The organism is Arthrobacter sp. AZCC_0090 (assembly GCF_014207375.1).
Taxonomy (GTDB): Bacteria; Actinomycetota; Actinomycetes; order Actinomycetales; family Micrococcaceae; genus Arthrobacter.
The window spans coordinates 265,539-284,348 of sequence record NZ_JACHEE010000004.1; the positions used below are offsets into that span (position 1 = coordinate 265,539).

23 protein-coding genes and 1 riboswitch are annotated in these 18,810 nt (G+C 64.2%); of the genes, 5 read left to right on the forward strand and 18 right to left on the reverse strand.

Annotation, left to right across the window (positions count from 1 at the left end):
* Positions 1-162: 162 nt before the first annotated feature.
* Positions 163-260: riboswitch (glycine riboswitch) on the reverse strand.
* Positions 261-364: 104 nt separating this feature from the next.
* Positions 365-904 carry a TetR/AcrR family transcriptional regulator gene (locus HNP00_RS08505; protein ID WP_184737909.1) on the reverse strand — a complete coding sequence of 180 codons (540 nt, stop codon included), beginning with the start codon at positions 902-904 and terminating at the stop codon, positions 365-367.
* Between the two features lie 94 nt (positions 905-998).
* Here HNP00_RS08505 and HNP00_RS08510 point away from each other — a divergent pair, with 94 nt between their 5' ends.
* On the forward strand, positions 999-2,540 hold the full coding sequence (locus HNP00_RS08510; RefSeq protein WP_184737911.1) for an MFS transporter: 1,542 nt from the start codon (positions 999-1,001) through the stop codon (positions 2,538-2,540).
* A 163-nt stretch (positions 2,541-2,703) separates the two neighbouring features.
* Positions 2,704-3,141 carry a DUF1003 domain-containing protein gene (locus HNP00_RS08515; protein WP_260404848.1) on the forward strand — a complete coding sequence of 146 codons (438 nt, stop codon included), beginning with the start codon at positions 2,704-2,706 and terminating at the stop codon, positions 3,139-3,141.
* A gap of 33 nt (positions 3,142-3,174) precedes the next feature.
* On the opposite strand, the gene HNP00_RS08520 is transcribed toward HNP00_RS08515, so the two are convergent.
* On the reverse strand, positions 3,175-3,993 hold the full coding sequence (locus tag HNP00_RS08520) for a sigma-70 family RNA polymerase sigma factor (RefSeq protein WP_184738193.1): 819 nt from the start codon (positions 3,991-3,993) through the stop codon (positions 3,175-3,177).
* A gap of 159 nt (positions 3,994-4,152) precedes the next feature.
* On the opposite strand from HNP00_RS08520, the gene HNP00_RS08525 reads away from it, so the two are divergent.
* Positions 4,153-4,806, forward strand: coding sequence for a hypothetical protein (locus HNP00_RS08525; protein ID WP_184737913.1), 654 nt, complete (start codon positions 4,153-4,155; stop codon positions 4,804-4,806).
* A 283-nt stretch (positions 4,807-5,089) separates the two neighbouring features.
* Here the strand turns inward: HNP00_RS08525 and csrA are convergent, their stop codons facing one another.
* From csrA to HNP00_RS08600, 15 genes are all read right to left on the reverse strand, one after another.
* Positions 5,090-5,338, reverse strand: coding sequence for a carbon storage regulator CsrA (gene csrA / locus HNP00_RS08530; protein ID WP_184737915.1), 249 nt, complete (start codon positions 5,336-5,338; stop codon positions 5,090-5,092).
* A 4-nt stretch (positions 5,339-5,342) separates the two neighbouring features.
* Positions 5,343-6,347 carry a hypothetical protein gene (locus HNP00_RS08535; protein ID WP_184737917.1) on the reverse strand — a complete coding sequence of 335 codons (1,005 nt, stop codon included), beginning with the start codon at positions 6,345-6,347 and terminating at the stop codon, positions 5,343-5,345.
* Positions 6,325-8,373: a flagellar biosynthesis protein FlhA gene (locus HNP00_RS08540; protein WP_184737919.1), complete on the reverse strand. Its 2,049-nt coding sequence runs from the start codon at positions 8,371-8,373 to the stop codon at positions 6,325-6,327. Before HNP00_RS08540 ends, HNP00_RS08535 begins: the two co-directional genes overlap by 23 nt.
* 55 nt (positions 8,374-8,428) lie before the next feature.
* Positions 8,429-9,544: a flagellar biosynthesis protein FlhB gene (locus tag HNP00_RS08545; protein ID WP_184737921.1), complete on the reverse strand. Its 1,116-nt coding sequence runs from the start codon at positions 9,542-9,544 to the stop codon at positions 8,429-8,431.
* Entirely contained in the window at positions 9,544-10,302 is a 759-nt protein-coding gene (locus HNP00_RS08550) for a flagellar biosynthetic protein FliR (protein WP_184737922.1), read from the reverse strand. Before HNP00_RS08550 ends, HNP00_RS08545 begins: the two co-directional genes overlap by 1 nt.
* 1 nt (position 10,303) lies before the next feature.
* Complete coding sequence (fliQ, locus tag HNP00_RS08555) at positions 10,304-10,579, reverse strand: flagellar biosynthesis protein FliQ (RefSeq protein ID WP_184737924.1); 276 nt, start codon at positions 10,577-10,579, stop codon at positions 10,304-10,306.
* Positions 10,579-11,391, reverse strand: coding sequence for a flagellar type III secretion system pore protein FliP (gene fliP, locus HNP00_RS08560; RefSeq protein WP_395893805.1), 813 nt, complete (start codon positions 11,389-11,391; stop codon positions 10,579-10,581). The genes fliQ and fliP overlap by 1 nt, the downstream gene beginning before the upstream one ends.
* A 59-nt stretch (positions 11,392-11,450) precedes the next feature.
* Positions 11,451-12,023 carry a flagellar biosynthetic protein FliO gene (gene fliO, locus HNP00_RS08565; protein ID WP_184737926.1) on the reverse strand — a complete coding sequence of 191 codons (573 nt, stop codon included), beginning with the start codon at positions 12,021-12,023 and terminating at the stop codon, positions 11,451-11,453.
* Positions 12,024-12,767: a flagellar motor switch protein FliN gene (gene fliN, locus HNP00_RS08570; RefSeq protein WP_184737928.1), complete on the reverse strand. Its 744-nt coding sequence runs from the start codon at positions 12,765-12,767 to the stop codon at positions 12,024-12,026. It lies immediately after the preceding gene.
* On the reverse strand, positions 12,764-13,660 hold the full coding sequence (locus HNP00_RS08575; protein WP_184737931.1) for a flagellar motor switch protein FliM: 897 nt from the start codon (positions 13,658-13,660) through the stop codon (positions 12,764-12,766). Before HNP00_RS08575 ends, fliN begins: the two co-directional genes overlap by 4 nt.
* A gap of 225 nt (positions 13,661-13,885) precedes the next feature.
* The gene (locus HNP00_RS08580) at positions 13,886-14,296 is read right to left on the reverse strand and encodes a VOC family protein (RefSeq protein WP_184737933.1); all 411 of its coding nucleotides are present in this window, start codon (positions 14,294-14,296) and stop codon (positions 13,886-13,888) included.
* Between the two features lie 10 nt (positions 14,297-14,306).
* Complete coding sequence (locus HNP00_RS08585) at positions 14,307-14,765, reverse strand: helix-turn-helix transcriptional regulator (protein WP_184737935.1); 459 nt, start codon at positions 14,763-14,765, stop codon at positions 14,307-14,309.
* An 82-nt stretch (positions 14,766-14,847) separates the two neighbouring features.
* Entirely contained in the window at positions 14,848-15,642 is a 795-nt protein-coding gene (locus tag HNP00_RS08590) for a flagellar motor protein MotB (protein ID WP_184737937.1), read from the reverse strand.
* Positions 15,639-16,466 carry a motility protein A gene (locus HNP00_RS08595; RefSeq protein WP_184737939.1) on the reverse strand — a complete coding sequence of 276 codons (828 nt, stop codon included), beginning with the start codon at positions 16,464-16,466 and terminating at the stop codon, positions 15,639-15,641. The genes HNP00_RS08590 and HNP00_RS08595 overlap by 4 nt, the downstream gene beginning before the upstream one ends.
* 3 nt (positions 16,467-16,469) lie before the next feature.
* Positions 16,470-16,724: a flagellar FlbD family protein gene (locus tag HNP00_RS08600; RefSeq protein WP_184737941.1), complete on the reverse strand. Its 255-nt coding sequence runs from the start codon at positions 16,722-16,724 to the stop codon at positions 16,470-16,472.
* 200 nt (positions 16,725-16,924) lie between these two features.
* On the opposite strand from HNP00_RS08600, the gene HNP00_RS08605 reads away from it, so the two are divergent.
* Complete coding sequence (locus HNP00_RS08605) at positions 16,925-17,251, forward strand: helix-turn-helix transcriptional regulator (protein WP_184737943.1); 327 nt, start codon at positions 16,925-16,927, stop codon at positions 17,249-17,251.
* Positions 17,252-17,259: 8 nt separating this feature from the next.
* Positions 17,260-18,012 carry a cation transporter gene (locus HNP00_RS08610; protein ID WP_184738197.1) on the forward strand — a complete coding sequence of 251 codons (753 nt, stop codon included), beginning with the start codon at positions 17,260-17,262 and terminating at the stop codon, positions 18,010-18,012.
* Between the two features lie 6 nt (positions 18,013-18,018).
* Here the strand turns inward: HNP00_RS08610 and HNP00_RS08615 are convergent, their stop codons facing one another.
* Positions 18,019-18,768 carry an ABC transporter permease gene (locus HNP00_RS08615; RefSeq protein ID WP_184737945.1) on the reverse strand — a complete coding sequence of 250 codons (750 nt, stop codon included), beginning with the start codon at positions 18,766-18,768 and terminating at the stop codon, positions 18,019-18,021.
* Positions 18,769-18,810 lie beyond the last annotated feature (42 nt).

Here is an 18,810-nt window from a genome sequence, read left to right on the forward strand (position 1 = left end):
CAGGGTACGCCACAGCTAATTGGGTTCCTCCCCGCTCTGTATTGGACCTGAGAGTTTCCGCGAATCCGTGCTTGTGGCACTGCTTCGCTTGCACCGTCGGTGAGCACAGCGTGGTCGGGTGTCAGGGACACCCGTGGACAGCTTGCTGCTTTCCAGAGTTGCCTTGCCGCGGCGGTACATGGGCCTGAGAGATTCCTGGGGAGGGTTTGCTCCTACGGCGCCTGCATCACATGCCTGCAGGACTCTCCCGCCGCAGATCAAAGGCGTATTCAGTTATGTGAATCAAGAGTGGTTGCCGGTGACGGCTGCCACAACTGTCAATTGTCCTATGGACTGCTCGCGTCCGCAAATGTTCCGCGCCGCCTCAGTCACGGAGGCGCTCGACGGCGGCCAGCAGCGCGCCGACGTCGGCGTTCCTCTCGCTCGCATTGGCTCCCGGGCCGCCTTCAAGCATTGCGTTGAAATAGAGTCCGTCGCCCATATACCGGACCGCCCTGGCCATCTCCGGACCCACTTCCTCGGCGAGCACATCCAGCCATTGCTGCTGAATCCCCGCAAAGCGCCTGCGGGTTTCCTCGTGCGCTACTTCCGCGAGTCTCGTGGCGGCCACGAACACCCGGTCCATGGGGGTATCGGCCCAAAGGGAGGACTTGATGAAGAACGCCGAGGCGCCCTCGGGAGCCGCCTTCATGGCCTCGATGTCCAGTGCCGCGAGCGCGTCCATGCGTTCGAGCAGGGCGCTGATCATGGCTTCCTTGTTGGGGAAGTGATAGAGCAAGCCACCTTTGGAGACTCCTGCGCGTTTGGCGACGGCGTCGAGCGTGGCAGCCCGCTCCCCCACCTCGATCAGCAAGGCTTCAAAGGCATCCAGGACGGCGTCCCGGGCAATAGGTTTTCGCGGCATGGTGTCCATCATCCCCTAGTTGGATACGTCGGTTCGATATCGAAGTCGATACAGCAAGTTGAAACTATACCGTCCAGACGGTACAGTTATGTTCATGTTCAGCCCATCCACAACCCAGTACCCCCGCATCCCGACCACCCAATCCGCACCGTGGCGCGATTGGGCTGCCCTGGCACTCTTGATGTTCCCAGTGCTGCTGGTGGCTGTGGACAATACCGCGCTGACATTTGCCTTGCCGGAAATTGCCCGGACACTGGACGTCGGGGGCGTTCAGCTGCTGTGGATCGTAGACGTCTACGCACTGGTGCTCGCCGCACTGTTGGTGTCCATGGGAAGCCTGGGAGACAGGATCGGCCGCCGCCGCTTGCTGTTGATCGGCAGCACGGGCTTCGCCGCCGTTTCCGCGGCTACCGCCTTCGCTCCGTCGCCCGAATGGCTGATTGCTGGACGCGCCGGCATGGGCATCTTCGGAGCCATGCTCATGCCGTCCACGCTGTCCCTGATCCGCAACATCTTCCCGGACCCCAACCGTCGCCGGCTTGCTGTCGCCGTGTGGGCCGCGGGATTCTCCGGCGGAGCCGCGCTCGGGCCGATCTTCGGCGGCTGGCTCGTGGAGCACTTCTGGTGGGGAGCCGTGTTCCTGGTTGCGGTGCCCTTGTTGCTGCCGCTGCTCGCCTTCGGCCCATTCCTCATTCCTGAGTCCAAGGACCGCAATCCGGGCAAGCCGGACGTCCCGAGCATCGTGCTGTCCATCCTCACCATGGCGCCAGTGGTCTATGGCATCAAGGAAGTCGCAGTACACGGCTTCGGCCCTGCCCCCGCAGCCTTCATCGCGTTTGGCCTGGCCATGGGAATCGTCTTTGTCCGCAGGCAGCGCACTTTGGCGTCGCCCATGTTGGACGTGGGGCTTTTTGGGAACAAGGTGTTCAGCACGGCCATCATTGCCAACGTCCTGTCCCTGTTTTCCATGACGGGCTTCATCTACTTCTTCGCGCAACACTTGCAGCTCGTGGAGGGCCAGTCCCCCATGGAGGCAGGAATCGCCATGGTTCCGGCACTGCTCGCCACCATCGTGGCGGGCCTGGTGGTGGTTCCACTCGTCAAGCGGATCCGCCCAGGGCTGGTGGTGGCATCCGGCCTGACGTTGAGCGCCGTGGGGTATCTCGTGGCGGCACTGGGCAACCATGGCCAGGGTCCGGGTTATCTTTTGACGGCACTCTTGCTGCTGGCCATCGGGGTTGGATCGGCGGAGACCATCTCCAACGACCTCATCCTGGGGGCCGTTCCTGCCGACAAGGCCGGCGCGGCCTCGGCGATCTCCGAGACAGGCTACGAGCTCGGTTCGCTGCTGGGCACTGCCGTGCTTGGCTCGATCCTGACTGCGTCCTATCAGCACCACCTGCTGCTTCCTGTTGAGTTGTCCGGCCATGCTGCCGAACGCTCACGGGAGACGCTCGCCGGAGCCGTGGATACCGCCGCGACACTTCCCCAGCCGCTGGCGGGGGCCCTGACCGCCGCGGCACGTGCCGCCTTTGAATCGGGTGTCCACATCACCGCGGCGATCGGGCTGGTACTGATGGCAGGCGCGGCAGTCCTTGCCGCCGTCGTGCTCCGTCGCGTGCCGACCGCAAAGTAGGCCGCCAGTTGCCTTCGGCGAAGGCTTTGAGGGCATCGAGGAGTCCCTCGGTGCCCTCTTTGCGGCCTTCAACGGTCCTCCGCAGTGAAGTAGGCATCTTGCTCGGTCCGGGTGAGGCGGCACCCACAAGGTTCCACAGGGAAGCACCGCTAGGCTGGGCACCATGAGCACAGCCGAACAAAAGTCCACGTGGCACGCCGAACACAAGGCGACCTTGAGTTCGGGTCAGCGGGCCGCCGATGTCATGCGCAATGGAATGGGCAGCTGGCCGTTTGTTGGCGGCTTCATCCTCTTCATGCTGGTGTGGGCGGCCATCAATACGTGGGTCCTGCAAGGCCACGCCTGGGACCCCTACCCGTTCATCCTGCTGAACCTGTTCCTGTCCATGCTGGCCGGGCTTCAGGGAGCGATCCTCTTGATCGCCGCCAAACGACAGGATGCGATTGCGGCCGCTATGGCCCAACACGACTACGACACAGACGTCGCTGCGCGGTCGGACATTGGCCTGCTGTTGAAGATTAACGAACAACAGCTGGAGATCCTGCGTGAGCTTCGCAGGATCACTCCCGATTCGGTTTCCGTCCCGCCGACGGCGCGCTGAGGTTAGACGGCGCTGAGGTTACCCGGCCCCCAACTAGACAGCACGGTTCAATGCGGGATCATGCGAACTGAACCCCCGGGTAATTCCGCCCAAAGTCGCCGTGGCGAGCGTCGAGAGGTAGTCGTGCCGGCGTCGGGCAGTAATCCGCGACTGTGGCTCGAAGACTTGCTCGGGGTCGTCTGCGTAATGGGCTGAGAGTCCATCGCGCATGAGCCGGATACCCTCGGCGCGCTGCTGGGACACTGCAGCGTGGGTGGAACCAAGCTCTTCGGCGAGCTCCTTGACGGACCTCCCGGCGAAGTAGATCTCTTCGACGACGTAGCGCATCTTTTCCGGCAGGGCCTCGACGGCGGCGCGAAGGTACTTGAGGCGTTCATCGGCCAGGACGGAGTGTTCAGGGGAGACGGTGTCCGCGGCGACCGTGTCTACGACGACGTCGTCCAGCGGCGACAGCGTCCGGGCGGCATCCGCGAGGGCGGCCTCCACTACGCTGCGCTCGACGCCGAGGGCTGACGCCGTTTCCGCCACCGTAGGCGTACGGCCAAGGATGCCGGACAGCGTTTCCTGGACCGACATGGTCTCCTTGATGCGTTTTCGCGCCGAGCGGGTAGCCCAATCGCTAGCCCGCATCTCGTCCGCAAACGCTCCGACGATCCGGCGGCGAGCAAATGCTCCGAAGGGAACTCCGAGATTCGGATCGAAGGAATCGGCGGACGTTATCAACGCCACGGACCCTACCGACGCGAAATCGTCGCGCGACAAATGAGAAGCTCTCGCACAGAGCTCAGACACCAAGTAGCCAACGAGCGGTAAATGCTGCAGCACCAACTCGTTGCGTTCTTCGCGATTCAAAATTAGTCCCCCCATGAGACCGGATTATTGAGTTGCAAAAGCCTGATTCCAGGGATCCTCCGGCGAGCTGCTGAGACGAGGCAGCAGGCCAAAGAATACCTGGAACAGACACGTATTCAGTGAACATACCATCTGCCATATAACAATGCGTGTACGCTCGTGAAAAAGATGCAAAACGGGCCGCGGGATCACGTTCCGCAGGCCAAACGGGAATGGGGAACCGTGGGGGCGGAAGAGCTATCGGCGATGCTGTGGCGGGAGCGGAGGCAGCTGGAACTGCTGTTGTTCCGGCTCGAAACACAACTCGTGCACATTCGGGCCGGCAATTGGCATTGGCTGAAATTCACCGCGTCCGACGTGGAAAAGGTCCTGGAAAACCTTCGGTTCGACACCCTTGCCCGGAACATCGAGTCGTCGGCCGTGGCCATCGAATGGCGTGCTTCGGCGAACGCAACCCTGCCTAGGATCGCGTCGGTGGCGCCACCCGGAATCTGGGCGGAACTGCTTCAGGAACACCACCACGCCTTGGTGCGTCTGCTTAAGCAAGTAGACGCTGCCGTCGCCGCCAACATCGAGGCGCTCCTGCAGGGGCCAAGCGGGGACGTGCCCCTTGGGTCCGGGCAGCCCGGGGACGTTGTGGCCCCGGCTGCATCCGGAACCCCGGGTGCATGCGGAACAGAGGCACCGACAGACACGGCCAACACTGCGGATGACGTGATGCTGCTAGCGGAAAACGCCAATATCGAGCGCGCCTTGGCCGTGACGAGGGATTGTTCGCTGCCACTCCTTGAGGAATTCCTGGGCCCTGCCTAGCGATTCTCACCTCGCCGCCCTAGGACGCTCGCTCACCTTTGACAAATTTTCGACCGACTCTCCTGCACATATAGCAGTACGTGGGCCGACGCTCCTTCACCTTTGGGGGTCGAATGGCGAACCCTCCTGCACATCCGCCGCGACGCCGTCGTAAATGTGCAGGAGGATCGGCGGTTTTTGCCTTAAAGGTGAGCGAGCGTCTGAAGAAAACCCGACAAAGGTGAGCGAGCGTCGGGACTATGGTGCGGCCCGCCGTCGAGCCCCACCGCCTTCCTGACCCCGGCTAGTCAGGCTTTCGTCGTGATGCAGGCGGCCGCAGCCCGGCAAGGAGTTCCTCGGCCTCGGGCCCGGCCTTAGCTGCCGCGAGATTGGCAGCGGCGATCGCTTCAACCACTTCGCGACGCTGGATGGACACTCCGCGAGGCGCCTCGATCCCAATCCGCACACCGTCGCCGCGGCCCTCCATGACGGTGATGACAATGTCATCGCCAATCATGATTTGTTCGCCCGGCTTGCGTGTCAGTACCAGCATGCTCTCAATCTACCTTTCCAAACACCGCGACGCGGGCGGGCTTGCCGTCCACCCAGCCGATGGGAAGGCCGAGTCCGTTGACCGTCTCCGGACTCGCGGTCTCCGCCGCACCGAAAACGGCGAGGGCATCGAGAGTGACACGCTCGGCGGCCAGCGCGGCCGAGAGTGCCCGCACCCAGGCCTCCGTGTCTTCCGCTTTCCGCCCGGCGTCGGCGACCAGCCACAGCTGATCTGCGGCGAGGCCGGCGATGTGCGCCGCCTGCGGCGCGGCTTCGCTTGGCCTCCCGAGTCCATACGCCACGAGCACCGTTTGGCCGGTGAGCACGGCTTGGGCGCGGGCCGCCGTCGCGCCCTGGCGCCCTGCCACGTGGAGGTGCCCGAACGCAGTCAACTCCCCCGCTGTCCGGACGTCGGATCCACCCTCCGCGATGGACATCTCCAGCGCCGGACCCAAGGCGTCGTCGCCGAGGCCCAGCAGGATGATGAGGTTGCCGCTGCCGGCTAGCAGCACGGGTACCGGCACGGACGCGGGTGCCGGTACCGGGACAGCGTGCCCGACGGCGGCGGCCGGCAATGCGGTCAGCACACCTTGGGGCCTCGGTTCAGTTGCAGGCGGCTGGAACTCCCTGCCTAACTGTTCCAAGAGCCCGGCGAAATCCGGCGAGTCGGTCGAAACAGCCGCCGCGGGTCGGTGAAGGTCCACTTCAGCCGCATCGGCCTGCTCAAGCAGCGCGGCGATGGCAGGCCCCTGCAGCGCGTGCGCCGCGGCGCCAAGGTGGGCCACCGCCGTCGTGTCCCCTTCGCTCTTGTCCGAGACGACGAGGGGAGCTGGAACGACGGCCGGAACTTCGATAGTGGCCTCGTAGCGATTAGCGGCGAAGAGCCCGGCGATCCCCGGATTGGTGACTTTCTCGGCGGAGACGATCCGTGCCCCCGGACCGTACTGCTGCTCGGCTTTCTGCCGGATGACGTCCAGGGACGTGCCCTTAAGCTTGTATTGCTTCGGCATGGCGGACCACCCCCACGGTTTCGATCTGGATGTTGGCCGACGTCACTTCACGGTAGGACAGCACGGTAACGCCGCCGTCGGGAGCCGCCACAAGCCGCCGCACGGCTGGCCGCAAAGCCGGCGCACAGACCAAAACGGCCTGTCGTCCGGCGGCGGCCGCGGCGTCCACCGAAGCCTGTACGGAAGCCAGAACGGAGTCCAGGCGCGCTTGGCCCATGACGATCTGGGTGCCTCCTTCGGCCGGGCGCATGTCCTCGAGCATGGATTGTTCCAGGAGCGGATCGATCATGATCACATTGAGCACCGTTCCGTCCAGGAACTTGGCTGCGAGCGCTGGTCCCAGGGATTGCCGGGCGGCTTCCACCAACGCCTCGGGTTCGGTGGAAACCTTGGCGCGCAGGGCGAGTGCCTCGTAAATGCGCGGAAGATCGTTGATGGGAACCTGTTCTTCGAGGAGGCCTTGCAGCACCCGCTGCACTTCGGCAAGGGACATGAGCCCGGGGATGAGTTCCTCGACGGCGGCAGGGCTCTGCTTGCGCACACCTTCCGTCAGCACGCGGACGTCCTCGCGGGTAAGGAGCCTTGCGGCGTTGGCGGAAACGATCGATGACAAATGCGTCACCAGCACGGAAACCCGGTCGATCACGGTTGCCCCGGTCATTTCGGCACTGTGCCGCATTTCCGTGGGAATCCATTTTCCCGCCAGCCCGAAGACCGGTTCCACGGTGGAGGTGCCGGGGAGCGCGTCAAGGTAGTCGCCGAGGGCGAGCAACTTGCCCGACGGCGCCGTGCCGCGTCCTGCTTCGACGCCGGCAATGCGGATGGCGTAGTTCGCCGGTGGCAGCTCCACGTTGTCGCGCGTGCGGACGGGCGGGATCACGATCCCCAACTCCATGGCGATCTTGTGTCGCAGTGAACGAACACGGGCCAGGAGATCGTCCGATGCGCCGGAGACCATGTCCACAAGGCCCGGGGCCAACAGGATCTCCACAGGGTGGACACGCATGTCCTGCATGAGCCGTTCGTTGGGGTCTTCTTCGGAGCTCAGGGTGGCTGCTTCCTCGGCGTCCTGCTCCTTGAGCTGCTTCTTCTGCTGCGCCGCCAAACGCCGGGAAGCGAACAGAAGGAAGGCGCCCACCAGCAGGAACGGCAGGATGGGCATACCGGGGATCAGCGCCATGGCCACTGCGGCCAGTCCGGCGATGAGCATTGCGTTGGGTGACTGCATGAGCTGCGAGGACGCCGTGCGGCCCATGTCCTCCTCGGCATTGGACCGGGTCACGATCATGCCCGTGGACACGGCCATGAGGAGGGCCGGGATCTGGGTGACGAGCCCGTCGCCCATGGTCAGCAGGCCGTAGGAGTTCAGCGCGTCGCCTACGTTCATGCCGCGTTGCAGCACGCCGATGGCGATGCCGCCCACGAAGTTGATGATGATAATGATGATGCCCGCGATGGCATCGCCCTTGACGAACTTCGAAGCGCCGTCCATGGCACCGTAGAAGTCGGCCTCGGCGGACACCTCGGCGCGGCGCTTACGGGCCTGCGCATCAGTGATGAGGCCGGCGTTGAGATCCGCGTCAATGGCCATCTGCTTGCCCGGCATAGCGTCCAAGGTGAATCGCGCACCCACCTCGGCCACGCGTTCGGCACCTTTGGTGACCACCACGAACTGGATGACCACCAGGATCAGGAACACGACGGCGCCGATGATCATGGAACCACCCACGGTGACCTTGCCGAAGGCGTCGATCACTTGTCCGGCGAAGCCCTGGCCCAGCACCAGCCGGGTGGAGGCGACGTTGAGCCCCAGCCGGAACAGCGTGGCCACCAGCAGCAAGGACGGGAACACCGAGAAGTCCAGCGGCTTCTTCACGAACATGCTGGTGAGCAGGATCAGCAGGGCCAACAGGATGTTGCAGACGATCAGGAAGTCCAGGAGCGGCGCCGGCACGGGAACCACCAGCAGCAGCACGATGCCCACGATTCCCACCGGCACGGTGAGCCTGGCGAATCTGTTGTTCATTGCTTTGTCCTGTCCGGGGTGGAGGGGCTGCTGGGTGCGATCTGCGAGCTACGGCTCATGCGGGGGCTCCTGCGGTGGCTGGTGCGGGGATTCCCGCAACGCCTGGCATACGATGCATTCCCCGTGCAGCGCCCCTGGCCTTGAGCGACATCACGAACGCCAGGACTCCCGCCACGGCCCGGTACAGTTCCACCGGGATTTCCTGGCCTAGCTCGCAGGCCGAGTGCAGCGCCCTAGCCAGCGGGATGTCCTGCACCATCGGAACCGATTTCGCCTCGGCTTCTTCCCTGATGCGGGCAGCGATGACCCCCGCTCCCTTGGCCACAACGCGCGGTGCCGCTTTGCCGGCGTCGTACTTCAGCGCAACGGCGACGTGCGTCGGGTTGACGAGAACGACGTCGGCGTCGGCGATGGCGCCGATCATGCGGTTCCGGCTCATGGTCAGTTGGCGCGAGCGGCGCTGCGACTTGATGAGGGGATCGCCGTCGCTGTTCTTGTTTTCGTCCTGGATTTCCTTCTTGGACATACGCGTCTTCTTGCGGTTCCGGCGCATGACCACAAAGATGTCCGCGGCGGCCAGGACCAAGCCCGCCAGCACGGCGAACTGGATGAGCGAACCGATGCCGCCTGCCGCGGCGGAAAGGACGCCGGACACCGGCAGGCCCCCGGCGGTGAGCAGCACCGGGATGAGGCCCTCCACCACCGTGTACAGGACAAGCCCGACGACGGCGGTCTTCAGCAGCGCTTTGAGGCCGCCCCACAGCGCTTGCCCACCGAAGATCCGTTTGATGCCGCTGACCAGGTTGAAGTGCTCAAACTCAGCCCGGAACTTCTTGAAATGGATGCCGCCCTGCAGCGCGGATCCTGCCAGGACCACCACCATGACCACCACGAACAAAGGCCCCAACACCTGGGCCAAGGAACCCAGCCCGGCTTCAAGCGCTGCGACGGCCTTGGCGGGCTCGGGGTGGGCAATCACGCTGCGGACGCTGAACAGTTGGTCCGCCGCCGTGTTGGACGCCCGCTCAATGGTCGAAGGAATCATGGCAGCCGCGGAACCGACGGCGAGCCAGGCGGTGAGGTCCTGCGAACGGGAAAGCTGCCCCTTGGAACGGACTTCCCGCATTCGTTTGTCAGTGGCTAGCTCGGTTTTTTCCTGTGAATCCGACATCAGCCCACCCCCATCAGCGTGTTTGCCGTTTGTTCGGCGAGCATAGCGACGAGCCGTGGCAGGGCGAGGAAGAGGAACCCGGCAAGCGCCAGGGTAATGAAGATCTTGAGCGGGAAGCCCAGAGCGAAAGCATTCAAAGCCGGTGCAACGCGGGTGAGGAGTCCTAGTCCGATGTCGGCGAGCACCAGGACCACCAAAAGCGGCCCTGCGATTTGCACCGCCGAAAGGAACATTCCGGTGACGGCGGAGACCATCGCTTGCACAGGCTGTGCCAGGTCCAGTCCTCCGGCCAGCGGCAACGCGGTGAAGCTCCCGGTCAGGCCGCCGATCACCAATTGGTAGCCGTCGGAGGCAAAGAGGAGGGCGAGCGCGGCCATTTGCATCAACCTGGTGAATTGGGCGCCGTTGACCATCATTTGAGGATCGAAGCCCTGGGCCATCTGGAAGCCGCTGAAGAGGTCCAGCAGGCTGCCCGCCGATTGGATGGCCGCGAACACCAAGGAAACGAGGAAGCCCAGGACAAGTCCAGTCACGAGCTCAAGGACAACGGCCGTCATGAAGCCGGCGGTGTCCTTGGGGGTATAACCCACCGAGAGCCGCTGCGACACGGCCAGTCCCAGGCCGAGGCCCAGCATGGCCTTGATGCGCGCTGGTATGGCGTGGTGGGAGAAGGGAGGAGCCACCATGAGGAAAGCAATCATCCGGATGGAGGCCAACAGGAGGACCTCCAGCCCCGATTGGGTGATGGGGAGCTCCACTTCACGCTCCCCCGATCAGCCCGGGGATCCGGGCGAAGAGCTCGTTGGTGAAGGAGACCATCTCCGTGATCATCCAGTGCCCGCACACCACCAGGGCAACGGCCACGGCCACGGCTTTGGGCACGAAGGACAGGGTGGCTTCCTGTAGCTGGGTGATGGACTGCAAGAGGGAAATGGCCAGTCCCACTACCAGCGCGGTGACCAGGGCTGGCGCCGCAAGCTTGGCGGCCACGATCATGGCCTGGAGGCAGATGTCCAGGACTGCGTTGGTATCCATCAGCCGCTCGAATAGCTCTGGATCAGGGCTGTAATCACCAGGCCCCAACCGTCCACCAGGATGAACAGCAGGATTTTGAAGGGCAGCGAGATCATCACCGGCGGAAGCATCATCATGCCCATGGACATCAGCGCAGCCGAGACCACGAGGTCGATCACGAGGAACGGGATGAAGATGACGAAGCCGATGATGAACGCGGCGCGGAGCTCGGAGATCATGAACGCCGGGATGAGGGTTTGCAGCGGGACGGATTCCGGGTTGGCCGGATTGGCTAGTTTGGCCGCTCGGGTCATCAGGGCAATGTCCTCTTGCCGAGTGTGGGCCACCATGAAGTGCTGAAGCGGGGCGGATCCGGCAGAAACGGCGCCGTTGAAGTCCAACGTCCCGTTCAGGTAAGGCTGGATTCCGACGTTGTTGATCTCCGAAACCACGGGCCACATGACAAAGAGGGACAGGAAGAGCGCCAACCCGGCCAGGACCTGGTTGGGCGGGATGGATGGCAGGGACAAGGCATTGCGGGTCATTGCCAGCACCACGAAGATCTTGGTGAACGAGGTCATCATCAGCAGCAGGGCAGGAGCGACGGAGAGCAGCGTGATCCCGATCAGCGTCACTACTGCGGTGGAAGGCTTACCGTCCAGCCCGTTGATGTCGATGCTGACGTTGCCGCTGGACGGCTGGGCCGGCGCGCTCGGCACCGCGGGAGCGGTGGGTGGCGTCGGGGCGATCGGGGCCGCATGTCCGGCGGACATGCCCAGCCAAAGGAACAGGGCCGTGAGCAGCAGCACACAGAGCACCGCGGGCAGCGGCATGCGCACTGCGAGCAGCACTTTGGCCATGCGGCGGCCATCGACAGTCCCAAAAGTCAGGATCAACTGCGGCGTCCCCTGATGGCCTCGGCGGCCTGCCGCCACGTTGAGCCGGCGAGGATGGATCCGTGCAAGGCTTGCCCTTGCTTGTCCAGCTCGCTGCGGCGGTGGATCTCGCTGCGGCGCGTGAGCCTACCGGCTTGGGGTTCAGTGGCTTCGGGCCAATTTTCCGCCAGCGGTGTACTGCTGGCGTCGCGGAAGATGTCGGCAAAGCTTTCCGGTGCCGGATAGCTCTGCCGCACCAGTTCCTGGCGCTCTGCAGGAACCCGCGCCGCCCCCGGAACCCGGGCCTCCGCCGTCGTGGTTTCCGGAAGCTCCACGGGGACGTCGCTGGTGTGCAGGACATTGATCGCGTGCTCTGTGACGCCCAAGAGGAATCGTTTGTCCCCCGCGTCGACCACCACTACCGAGGCCTTTTGGCCGACGGTCTGCCGGCTCACCACCGCCAGGGTGGTACTGGCCCGGCGCCGGCCTTTGCCTTTGCCCTTGAGAAGGCGGCGTTGCAGGAACCATATGAGGCCCAGCACCGCACCCAGGGCCACGAGCACACGCAGCCCGAGGATAAGCGAATCCATCTAGTAGATTCCCTCGGCGACGTCGAGGATGCGGGTGATGCGCACCGCGTAGTCCTGGTCCACCACAACAACTTCGCCGTGGGCGATCAATCGGCCATTCAGCAGGACATCCGCGGGCGCACCGGCCGAGCGGTCCAGTTCGATCACTTTGCCCGGTTCCAGGGCGAGGGCGTCGCGCACGGACATGCGGGTGCGTCCGATCTCCACTGTGAGGGCCATTTCGACGTTGCTGATCAGTCCGAGGCGGGAAGAAACGGCGCTGGCCTGGCTGGCACGAGCGGCCGGAGTATCCTGCACGGTTCCGTGTTCTCGGACCCGGACGGCGAACCAGCCGAATGCCTGTCCGCCACCTGCCGGGGACTGGCGAAGTTCAAAAACAGCGGTTTCGGGGTCGGAGAGCAGCCCCGCGGCGTCTTCCTCGCGCAACTCGCCCAGCACGCCGGCGTCGAACGCCTCAGCTGCTTGTTCCATCGCGGGGCGCAGCACGTCGACGGCGGAGACTGCGCCACCGGGCAGGGCCCCTTGAAGGGCGCCACCTGCAGCGGCCAGGAAGGAACGGTCCGTGAGGATGAGCGCGAAGTCCGCCGTCAGGGCGCCCACGAAGGTGGCCGTGATCGCCAGGGGTGCGCACGGCGCAGCCCCCTGGGAGGGGACGATGCCGGCGACGTGCAGCGCGGCAGGAGTCGGCAACTGGGCGGCCAACCGCTCGGCCGCGGACTCGTGCAGGGTCAGGGTGATGCTCATCGCTGGTTCTCCTCGATTGTGACGATGACTGCGGCTGCACGCGAGCCGTTGCGGGCGGGGGCGGCGGTAGCCAGCCGGGTGCCGCTGATGGCGACGTCGAACGGCCGGTTCTCCAGGTGCGGCAGCGGGATGACGTCCCCGACGGCGAGGCCCAGGATCTGTGCCGGCGTCACCGGTGTGGGGCTCAACTGGATGGCGACATCCACCGGCACCTGGGCGACCTGGGCGCGGACCAACGCCTCGGCGTCGCGGCTGTGGACCGTGGGATTTACGTCGCCGAGCCCGGAAAGGAGGACGTCGGCGGGAATCGCGAGACTAGCTGCGGCAAGGCTTTCGCCCACTTTGACGGTGAATGATGCCACGATCATCAGTTGCGCCGGAGCCGCTGCCTGGGCGAACTGGGAGTTGTACTGGATGACGTCCATGCGCACAGGAGTAGTCAGAAGGGCGCCGAGCGAATAGCTCAGGTCTTCCAGCCCGTCTTCTACCATGCGGCTGATGAGGGCCTGCTCGATCTGGGTGAACTTTCGATCCGGGACAGCCATCTCGGTGCCTCCGCCCAACATGCGGGTCACCCAGGACAGGGCTGCCGTGGCGGGAAACTGCATGACGAGCCGCGACTCGCTGCCCTCAATACGGCACAGCACCATCGAGGTGACGGAAGGCAGGGAAGCCGCGTATTCGTCATAGCTCTGCATGATGAGCTGTTCCAAGGTGGCGGTGGATTTCACGCGAACCTTGGCCGTGAGCTGTGTCCCCCATTGGCGCGCGAAGGTCTCGAAAGCGACCTCCAGGACGCGGCTGTGCTGGCGCGGCAAAGTGGTGGGCCTGCGGAAGTCATAGACGTCCACGGTGCGCTGCCGTCCCGCCAACTGATCTTCCTGTTCACTCACGGTTGCCACTATCGGCAAGGAAAGGGCGGGCGTAAGGGACTACTTATTGGGCGGACGCGAGTCACCTATGTTCGTTGGCGACACGGGTAAATGCTGGCGACACTGAAAATCACTGGCTGACACACAGGGCGTCTCCGCGTCGCAGGCAATACAGGGTGTCGAAAACGCGACGGAGGTCCCGCTCCGGATGTGAAACGAGACCTCCGATAGTAATGAATGGCTGGCCTAGGCCGCCGGTGCTTGGTTGATCCTCACCATGTTGCCCGAGGGATCGCGGAAGGCGCAGTCGCGGGGACCCCACGGCTGGTCGATGGGTTCCTGCATGACCTCCGCGCCGGACGCTCTGACCTTCTCGAAGAGAGTGTCGACGTCGTCGGAGCGGAAGACGATGGGCCCCAGGACTCCCTTGGTGAGCAACTCCTGGAGGGAATCGCCGTCGGCCTTGGAACGGCCGGCGTGCGGTTCGGAAAGCACGATTTCAACACCCGGCTGGTCCGAGCTGCCGAGCGTGACCCAACGGAAGCCGCCCTGCGCGACGTCGTTGAGCACCTCGAGGCCGAGGGCGTCCCGGTAGAAGGTGAGAGCTTCGTCGGGGTCGTTGACAGTGATGTGTGAGTACTGAAGTGAAATGGTCATGACAATGACGTTAGTCCGCGGCGATAACGAGCGCTTCTTGAATCCTGCTCTCTTCTTTTCGGCTGGACCGTTCGTGTTTACTGGGCCGGGTGCGGATCTTCGCCACGCAGGCAGGCATGGCTGCCACTGCGAGGTGCTCGCGCGTGCGGTAGATGCTGGGCGTCACTCCCACGAGTTCGGTGAACCGCGAGCTGAAGGAGCCGAGGGACGTACAACCGACTTCCATGCAGGCGTCGGTGACGCTCATTCCGCCGCGCAGGAGTGCCATGGCGCGCTCGATCCGGCGGGTCATGAGGTAGTTGTAGGGGGTCTCGCCATAAGCCGCCCGGAACTGCCGCGAGAAGTGTGCCGGTGACATGAAGGCATGGCTGGCCATGGTCGGCACGTCGAGGGGCTTGGCGTACTCGCGGTCGATCAGGTCACGGGCCCGGCGCAAGTAGGTGAGCCTGGCAAGATCCTCCGGGGTCATGCCACGAGCGTACCTCGGCACGCTGGGCTTTACCACGGAGTCCGACGCCGTCCCGCACCGGCCGCTCGCGCGTGCGGGCCCGCTACTGGCCCGCCCTCGCCTTGAGCGCCTCGGGGATCAGCGCGCGGACCACTTCTGGTTTGTCCGAGAGCACGACGACGTCGACGCGCCGGTTGAGCTCCATCAGCGCCTCGGTGGAATCGTCATTCACCTGCCGGGCCGAGCCGAATGCGACCGCACCTATGTGGGCTGCTGGAATGCCTCCATGGTCCACGAGGTACCTGAGGACGTTGACGGAACGCGCTGAAGAAAGCTCCCAGGTAGAGGGGTAGGAGGTGATTCCGTTGGCGGCGTGACCTTCCACCATGACTTCAAGACCCGCACTGACCATAGCGGGGGAAATAGTGCCAAGGACCTGGCTTGCGCGGGCAGTGAGCTCCGGCCGGTCGGGTTCGAAGAAGGTCTGTGATCCTACGAGTTTCACGGTGAGTCCGCGTTCGCCGATCTGGAACTGCACGTTGGCCCCTAGCCCCGCGGCGTCGAGCTTTGACTTCATGTCGTCACGCAAAGCGGTGAGCCGGTCCACTTCCTTGAGCGCGAGGTCCAAGGAAGAGAATCCTTGGGCGTCGGCGTGGGTGAACTCCGGCGGAACCACCGTGCCGGTGGCCGTGTCCACCTTCTGGCTGGCGACGGTCCCGAAGCCGGTCGCGAGCGAATTGCGGAGTTTGTCGAATTTGGCCTGGTCCACCGTGGACATCGCGAACAGGACGATGAACATGCACATTAGGACAGTGACCATGTCCATATACGAAGCCATCCAGCGTTCGTCGACGTGCTCCTCCGCCGGAGGTGAGCCACGGCGGCGCCGGGACCTCATGCGGCCTTGGACGAAGCGAATTTGCCGGGGCGGCCTTCGTCGTCGTTGCTCTTCTTTGCGGACTTCTCCTTGCCGAGCTTCTCAGCGGGGACCATGGCGCGGAGCCGCTCGGCGAGCAGCAGCGGTTGGGTCCCATTCTGCACTGCAAGCATGCCCTCCATCAGGAGCGTCATGCGTTCGATTTCCAACTCGGACAGGCGCTTGAGCCGGGAACTGAACGGCAGCCAGATGAAGTTGGCCGACAACAAACCCCACAGGGTAGCCACGAATGCCGAGGCGATCATGGGTCCCAAGTGGTCCGGCGAGGAAAGGTTCTCAAGGACGTGGGTCAGCGATACCACCGTGCCAATGATGCCGATGGTGGGTGCGTAGCCGCCCAGGCTGGCGAAGAATTTGGCAGAGACGTGATCGCTGCGCATCTTGGTGTCGATCTCGTCTTCCATGAGGATGCGCAACTCCTCGGCATCCGTTCCGTCGGCGATGTTCTGGAGGGCCCGGGCCAGGAAGGGATCCTTTTCCTGGGTAGCTGCCTCTTCAAGGGTCAGCAGTCCCTCGCTGCGGGCCTTCTCGGCAAATCCGATCAGCTGATCGATGCTGTCCTGGGGCTTATCCGTCTTCCCCTTGAAGGCCTTGGGCAAGTCCTTGAATGCCCGGATGGTGTCGCGGAAAGTGTTCCCAGCCAGGCCTACGGCCAAGGTGGCACCGAAAACCAGGACCATCGGCGCGGGAAGCAGGAGTGCCATGAGGTTGGCGTCTTCGAGGGTCACCATGGCGACCACGGAGCCGAAGGCCAGGAACAGGCCAATGATTGTTGAGGGATCCACGGCTTACCTTCCGTCCGGGTCCGGTGTTCGAACGAGGCTCAAGGGGTAGCCCGTCACGGTGGGGAGATCCTGTGCCCGCCGAAGGATATATGCCCGGTAATTCGCAATCAGTTCCACGACGTCGGCGAGGCTCTCCTGCACAACGTAAGCAGCGCCGTCGAGGGTCACCAGATGGGTGTCCGGACTTTCGTGGATCCGTTCAATGATGTCCGGATTCACGGCAAAGCGGGTGCCGTTCAGGCGGGTGACAACGATCATGGGCCGTTTCTGCTTTAGGTAGGAAGGCACTGTGGGGAGGGCGGTTCAGTTCCTACTGTCGGCCGGAGGCTCGCTCGCGTTAGCTTGCCGCAGATCCGCGTCGCTCCAGTCATCGAACGCCGTCCATGATTTATCGGTCCGCGATCAGCGCATTTTCATACAGAATTGCGTGAATACATCGAACAATGTACTTTGAGGACATGGAGACCATGACTCATGCTTCCGTGCTGGCACGCTTCGGTTATGCGGTGTCAGATCCGACCCGGGCACGCATCCTTCTGGCTTTGGCGGAAGCAGCCGCTTACCCGTCCGATCTCGCCGAGTCCTTGGGCGTCTCGAGGCAGAGCATGTCCAATCACCTGACCTGCCTGCGGGGCTGCGGGCTCGTGGTCGCCGTCCCGGACGGGCGGCGCAGCCTCTATGAGTTGGCCGATCAACGCCTGGGCCACGCGATCAAGGATCTGATCGGCGTCGTACTCGCAGTCGATCCGTCATGCTGCGCCCCGGACGGCCGGTGCCTCACGTGACGGTTCTCATGCACGCTCCGACGCCGGAGCGCAAGGCCGTCCTGAGCCGGAGGATCCAGCTTTTCGCAGCGGCCACCATCACCTACAACGTCGTTGAAGCCGGGGCGGCGCTCTGGGCAGGCGATGTCGCCGATTCCTCGGCGCTCATCGGATTTGGGTTGGACTCGGTGATCGAGGTGGCCTCTGCGCTGGCGCTTTCCTGGCAGTTCTCCGCGAAGGATCCGGAACGGCGCGAACACCTGACCCTGAGAATCATCGCCATATCTTTCTTCGCCCTCGCAGCATTTGTGTCAGTCGAGGCGGTACGTTCCCTCACTGGCGCGGGTGAAGCCCGGCACTCCACGGCTGGGATCATCATCGCCGGCTTGAGCCTGCTCATCATGCCTGTCCTATCTTGGGCTCAACGGCGGGCCGGCCGGGAGCTTGGCTCCAACACCGCCGTCGCCGACTCCAAGCAGACCCTCTTGTGCACGTACCTCTCTGCGGTCCTGCTCGCGGGCCTTGTCCTGAACAGTCTGCTGGGCTGGTGGTGGGCCGACGCCGGCTCGGCCTTGGTGATCGCAGCAATCGCAGTCCGGGTGGGCTTCAGCGCATGGCGCGGAGACGTCTGCTGCGCCGTGCCGGGCGTTCCCGCAGTTCAAGGATCCGGAGCCGACGACGGCTGCTGCGTTGAGTGCGGAACCGGTCCTGAACCCGTCAATCTTTCCGTTCGAGCGGGGCCTCAGGTTCACCAATCCGACAAGCCGGAAACCGCCGGCTAGCCGGTGTCAGCGGAGCGTCGCCGGACGGACGCGTACCGGAGCGAGGATGCCGATGATCATCACGGCCGTCATGGAGCCGGCCGCCATGATTGCCGCGAGCACCACAATCTGGAAGCGCCCCGCTTCGAGCGGCGAGACCCCGCCAAAGATCGCCCCGACGAACGCACCGGGCAACGTGACGAGTCCCGTCGTCTTGGTTTGATCGGTGGAAGGAATCAAGGCCGAGTAGACCGTGCGCCGCGCAAGATCCAGGGTTGCCTGCCTCGGGGTGGCGCCAAGTGCGAGCCAGCCTTCCACCTCCTCCCAATGCTCATAGACCGATTCCTTGAAGCGCCGGCCGGCCAGGACGGCGATGGTCATTCCGTTGCCAATCACGATCCCGCCAATTGCGAGCGCGTAGCGAGGGGTGAACGCGATGGCACCCGTGGCGAAAATGACGGCGAGAGTTATTGCTATGCCTCCGGCCATCGAGCCACTGACCAAGCCCAAGTGGGGCAGGCTCCATCCGATGCGCCGGGTGGCACTCGTCGCGGCCACCGCGAACATGACCAGAAGCGCGACGGCGACCCACAGTGGGCTGGTAATCACGCCACCCAGAACGAAACTGATCGCGGCGAGTTGGACGGCTCCGCGGAGAATGGCGAGTGCGGGTGCGAAGGGATGCGGGGCGCGGAACGCCAAAAGCAGTGCCAACGTGACTGCCATCAAGACGCCAACGCCGAGGAATGTCGGCGTGAATTCGGCGAGTCCGGGCATGGGGCCAGCTTATCGAGTGCCGCAAGAAATCCGGCCCGCCTT

Bases quoted from the DNA above. Each gene is read 5' to 3' on its own strand.
- HNP00_RS08505 (WP_184737909.1), bottom strand. From the start codon at position 904: ATGCCGCGAAAACCTATTGCCCGGGACGCCGTCCTGGATGCCTTTGAA.
- HNP00_RS08510 (WP_184737911.1), top strand. From the start codon at position 999: ATGTTCAGCCCATCCACAACCCAGTACCCCCGCATCCCGACCACCCAA.
- HNP00_RS08515 (WP_260404848.1), top strand. From the start codon at position 2,704: ATGAGCACAGCCGAACAAAAGTCCACGTGGCACGCCGAACACAAGGCG.
- csrA (WP_184737915.1), bottom strand. From the start codon at position 5,338: ATGCTGGTACTGACACGCAAGCCGGGCGAACAAATCATGATTGGCGAT.
- HNP00_RS08535 (WP_184737917.1), bottom strand. From the start codon at position 6,347: ATGCCGAAGCAATACAAGCTTAAGGGCACGTCCCTGGACGTCATCCGG.
- HNP00_RS08540 (WP_184737919.1), bottom strand. From the start codon at position 8,373: ATGAACAACAGATTCGCCAGGCTCACCGTGCCGGTGGGAATCGTGGGC.
- HNP00_RS08545 (WP_184737921.1), bottom strand. From the start codon at position 9,544: ATGTCGGATTCACAGGAAAAAACCGAGCTAGCCACTGACAAACGAATG.
- fliQ (WP_184737924.1), bottom strand. From the start codon at position 10,579: ATGGATACCAACGCAGTCCTGGACATCTGCCTCCAGGCCATGATCGTG.
- fliP (WP_395893805.1), bottom strand. From the start codon at position 11,391: ATGCCGCTGCCCGCGGTGCTCTGTGTGCTGCTGCTCACGGCCCTGTTC.
- fliO (WP_184737926.1), bottom strand. From the start codon at position 12,023: ATGGATTCGCTTATCCTCGGGCTGCGTGTGCTCGTGGCCCTGGGTGCG.
- fliN (WP_184737928.1), bottom strand. From the start codon at position 12,767: ATGAGCATCACCCTGACCCTGCACGAGTCCGCGGCCGAGCGGTTGGCC.
- HNP00_RS08580 (WP_184737933.1), bottom strand. From the start codon at position 14,296: ATGACCATTTCACTTCAGTACTCACACATCACTGTCAACGACCCCGAC.
- HNP00_RS08585 (WP_184737935.1), bottom strand. From the start codon at position 14,765: ATGACCCCGGAGGATCTTGCCAGGCTCACCTACTTGCGCCGGGCCCGT.
- HNP00_RS08590 (WP_184737937.1), bottom strand. From the start codon at position 15,642: ATGAGGTCCCGGCGCCGCCGTGGCTCACCTCCGGCGGAGGAGCACGTC.
- HNP00_RS08600 (WP_184737941.1), bottom strand. From the start codon at position 16,724: ATGATCGTTGTCACCCGCCTGAACGGCACCCGCTTTGCCGTGAATCCG.
- HNP00_RS08605 (WP_184737943.1), top strand. From the start codon at position 16,925: ATGGAGACCATGACTCATGCTTCCGTGCTGGCACGCTTCGGTTATGCG.
- HNP00_RS08610 (WP_184738197.1), top strand. From the start codon at position 17,260: ATGCACGCTCCGACGCCGGAGCGCAAGGCCGTCCTGAGCCGGAGGATC.
- HNP00_RS08615 (WP_184737945.1), bottom strand. From the start codon at position 18,768: ATGCCCGGACTCGCCGAATTCACGCCGACATTCCTCGGCGTTGGCGTC.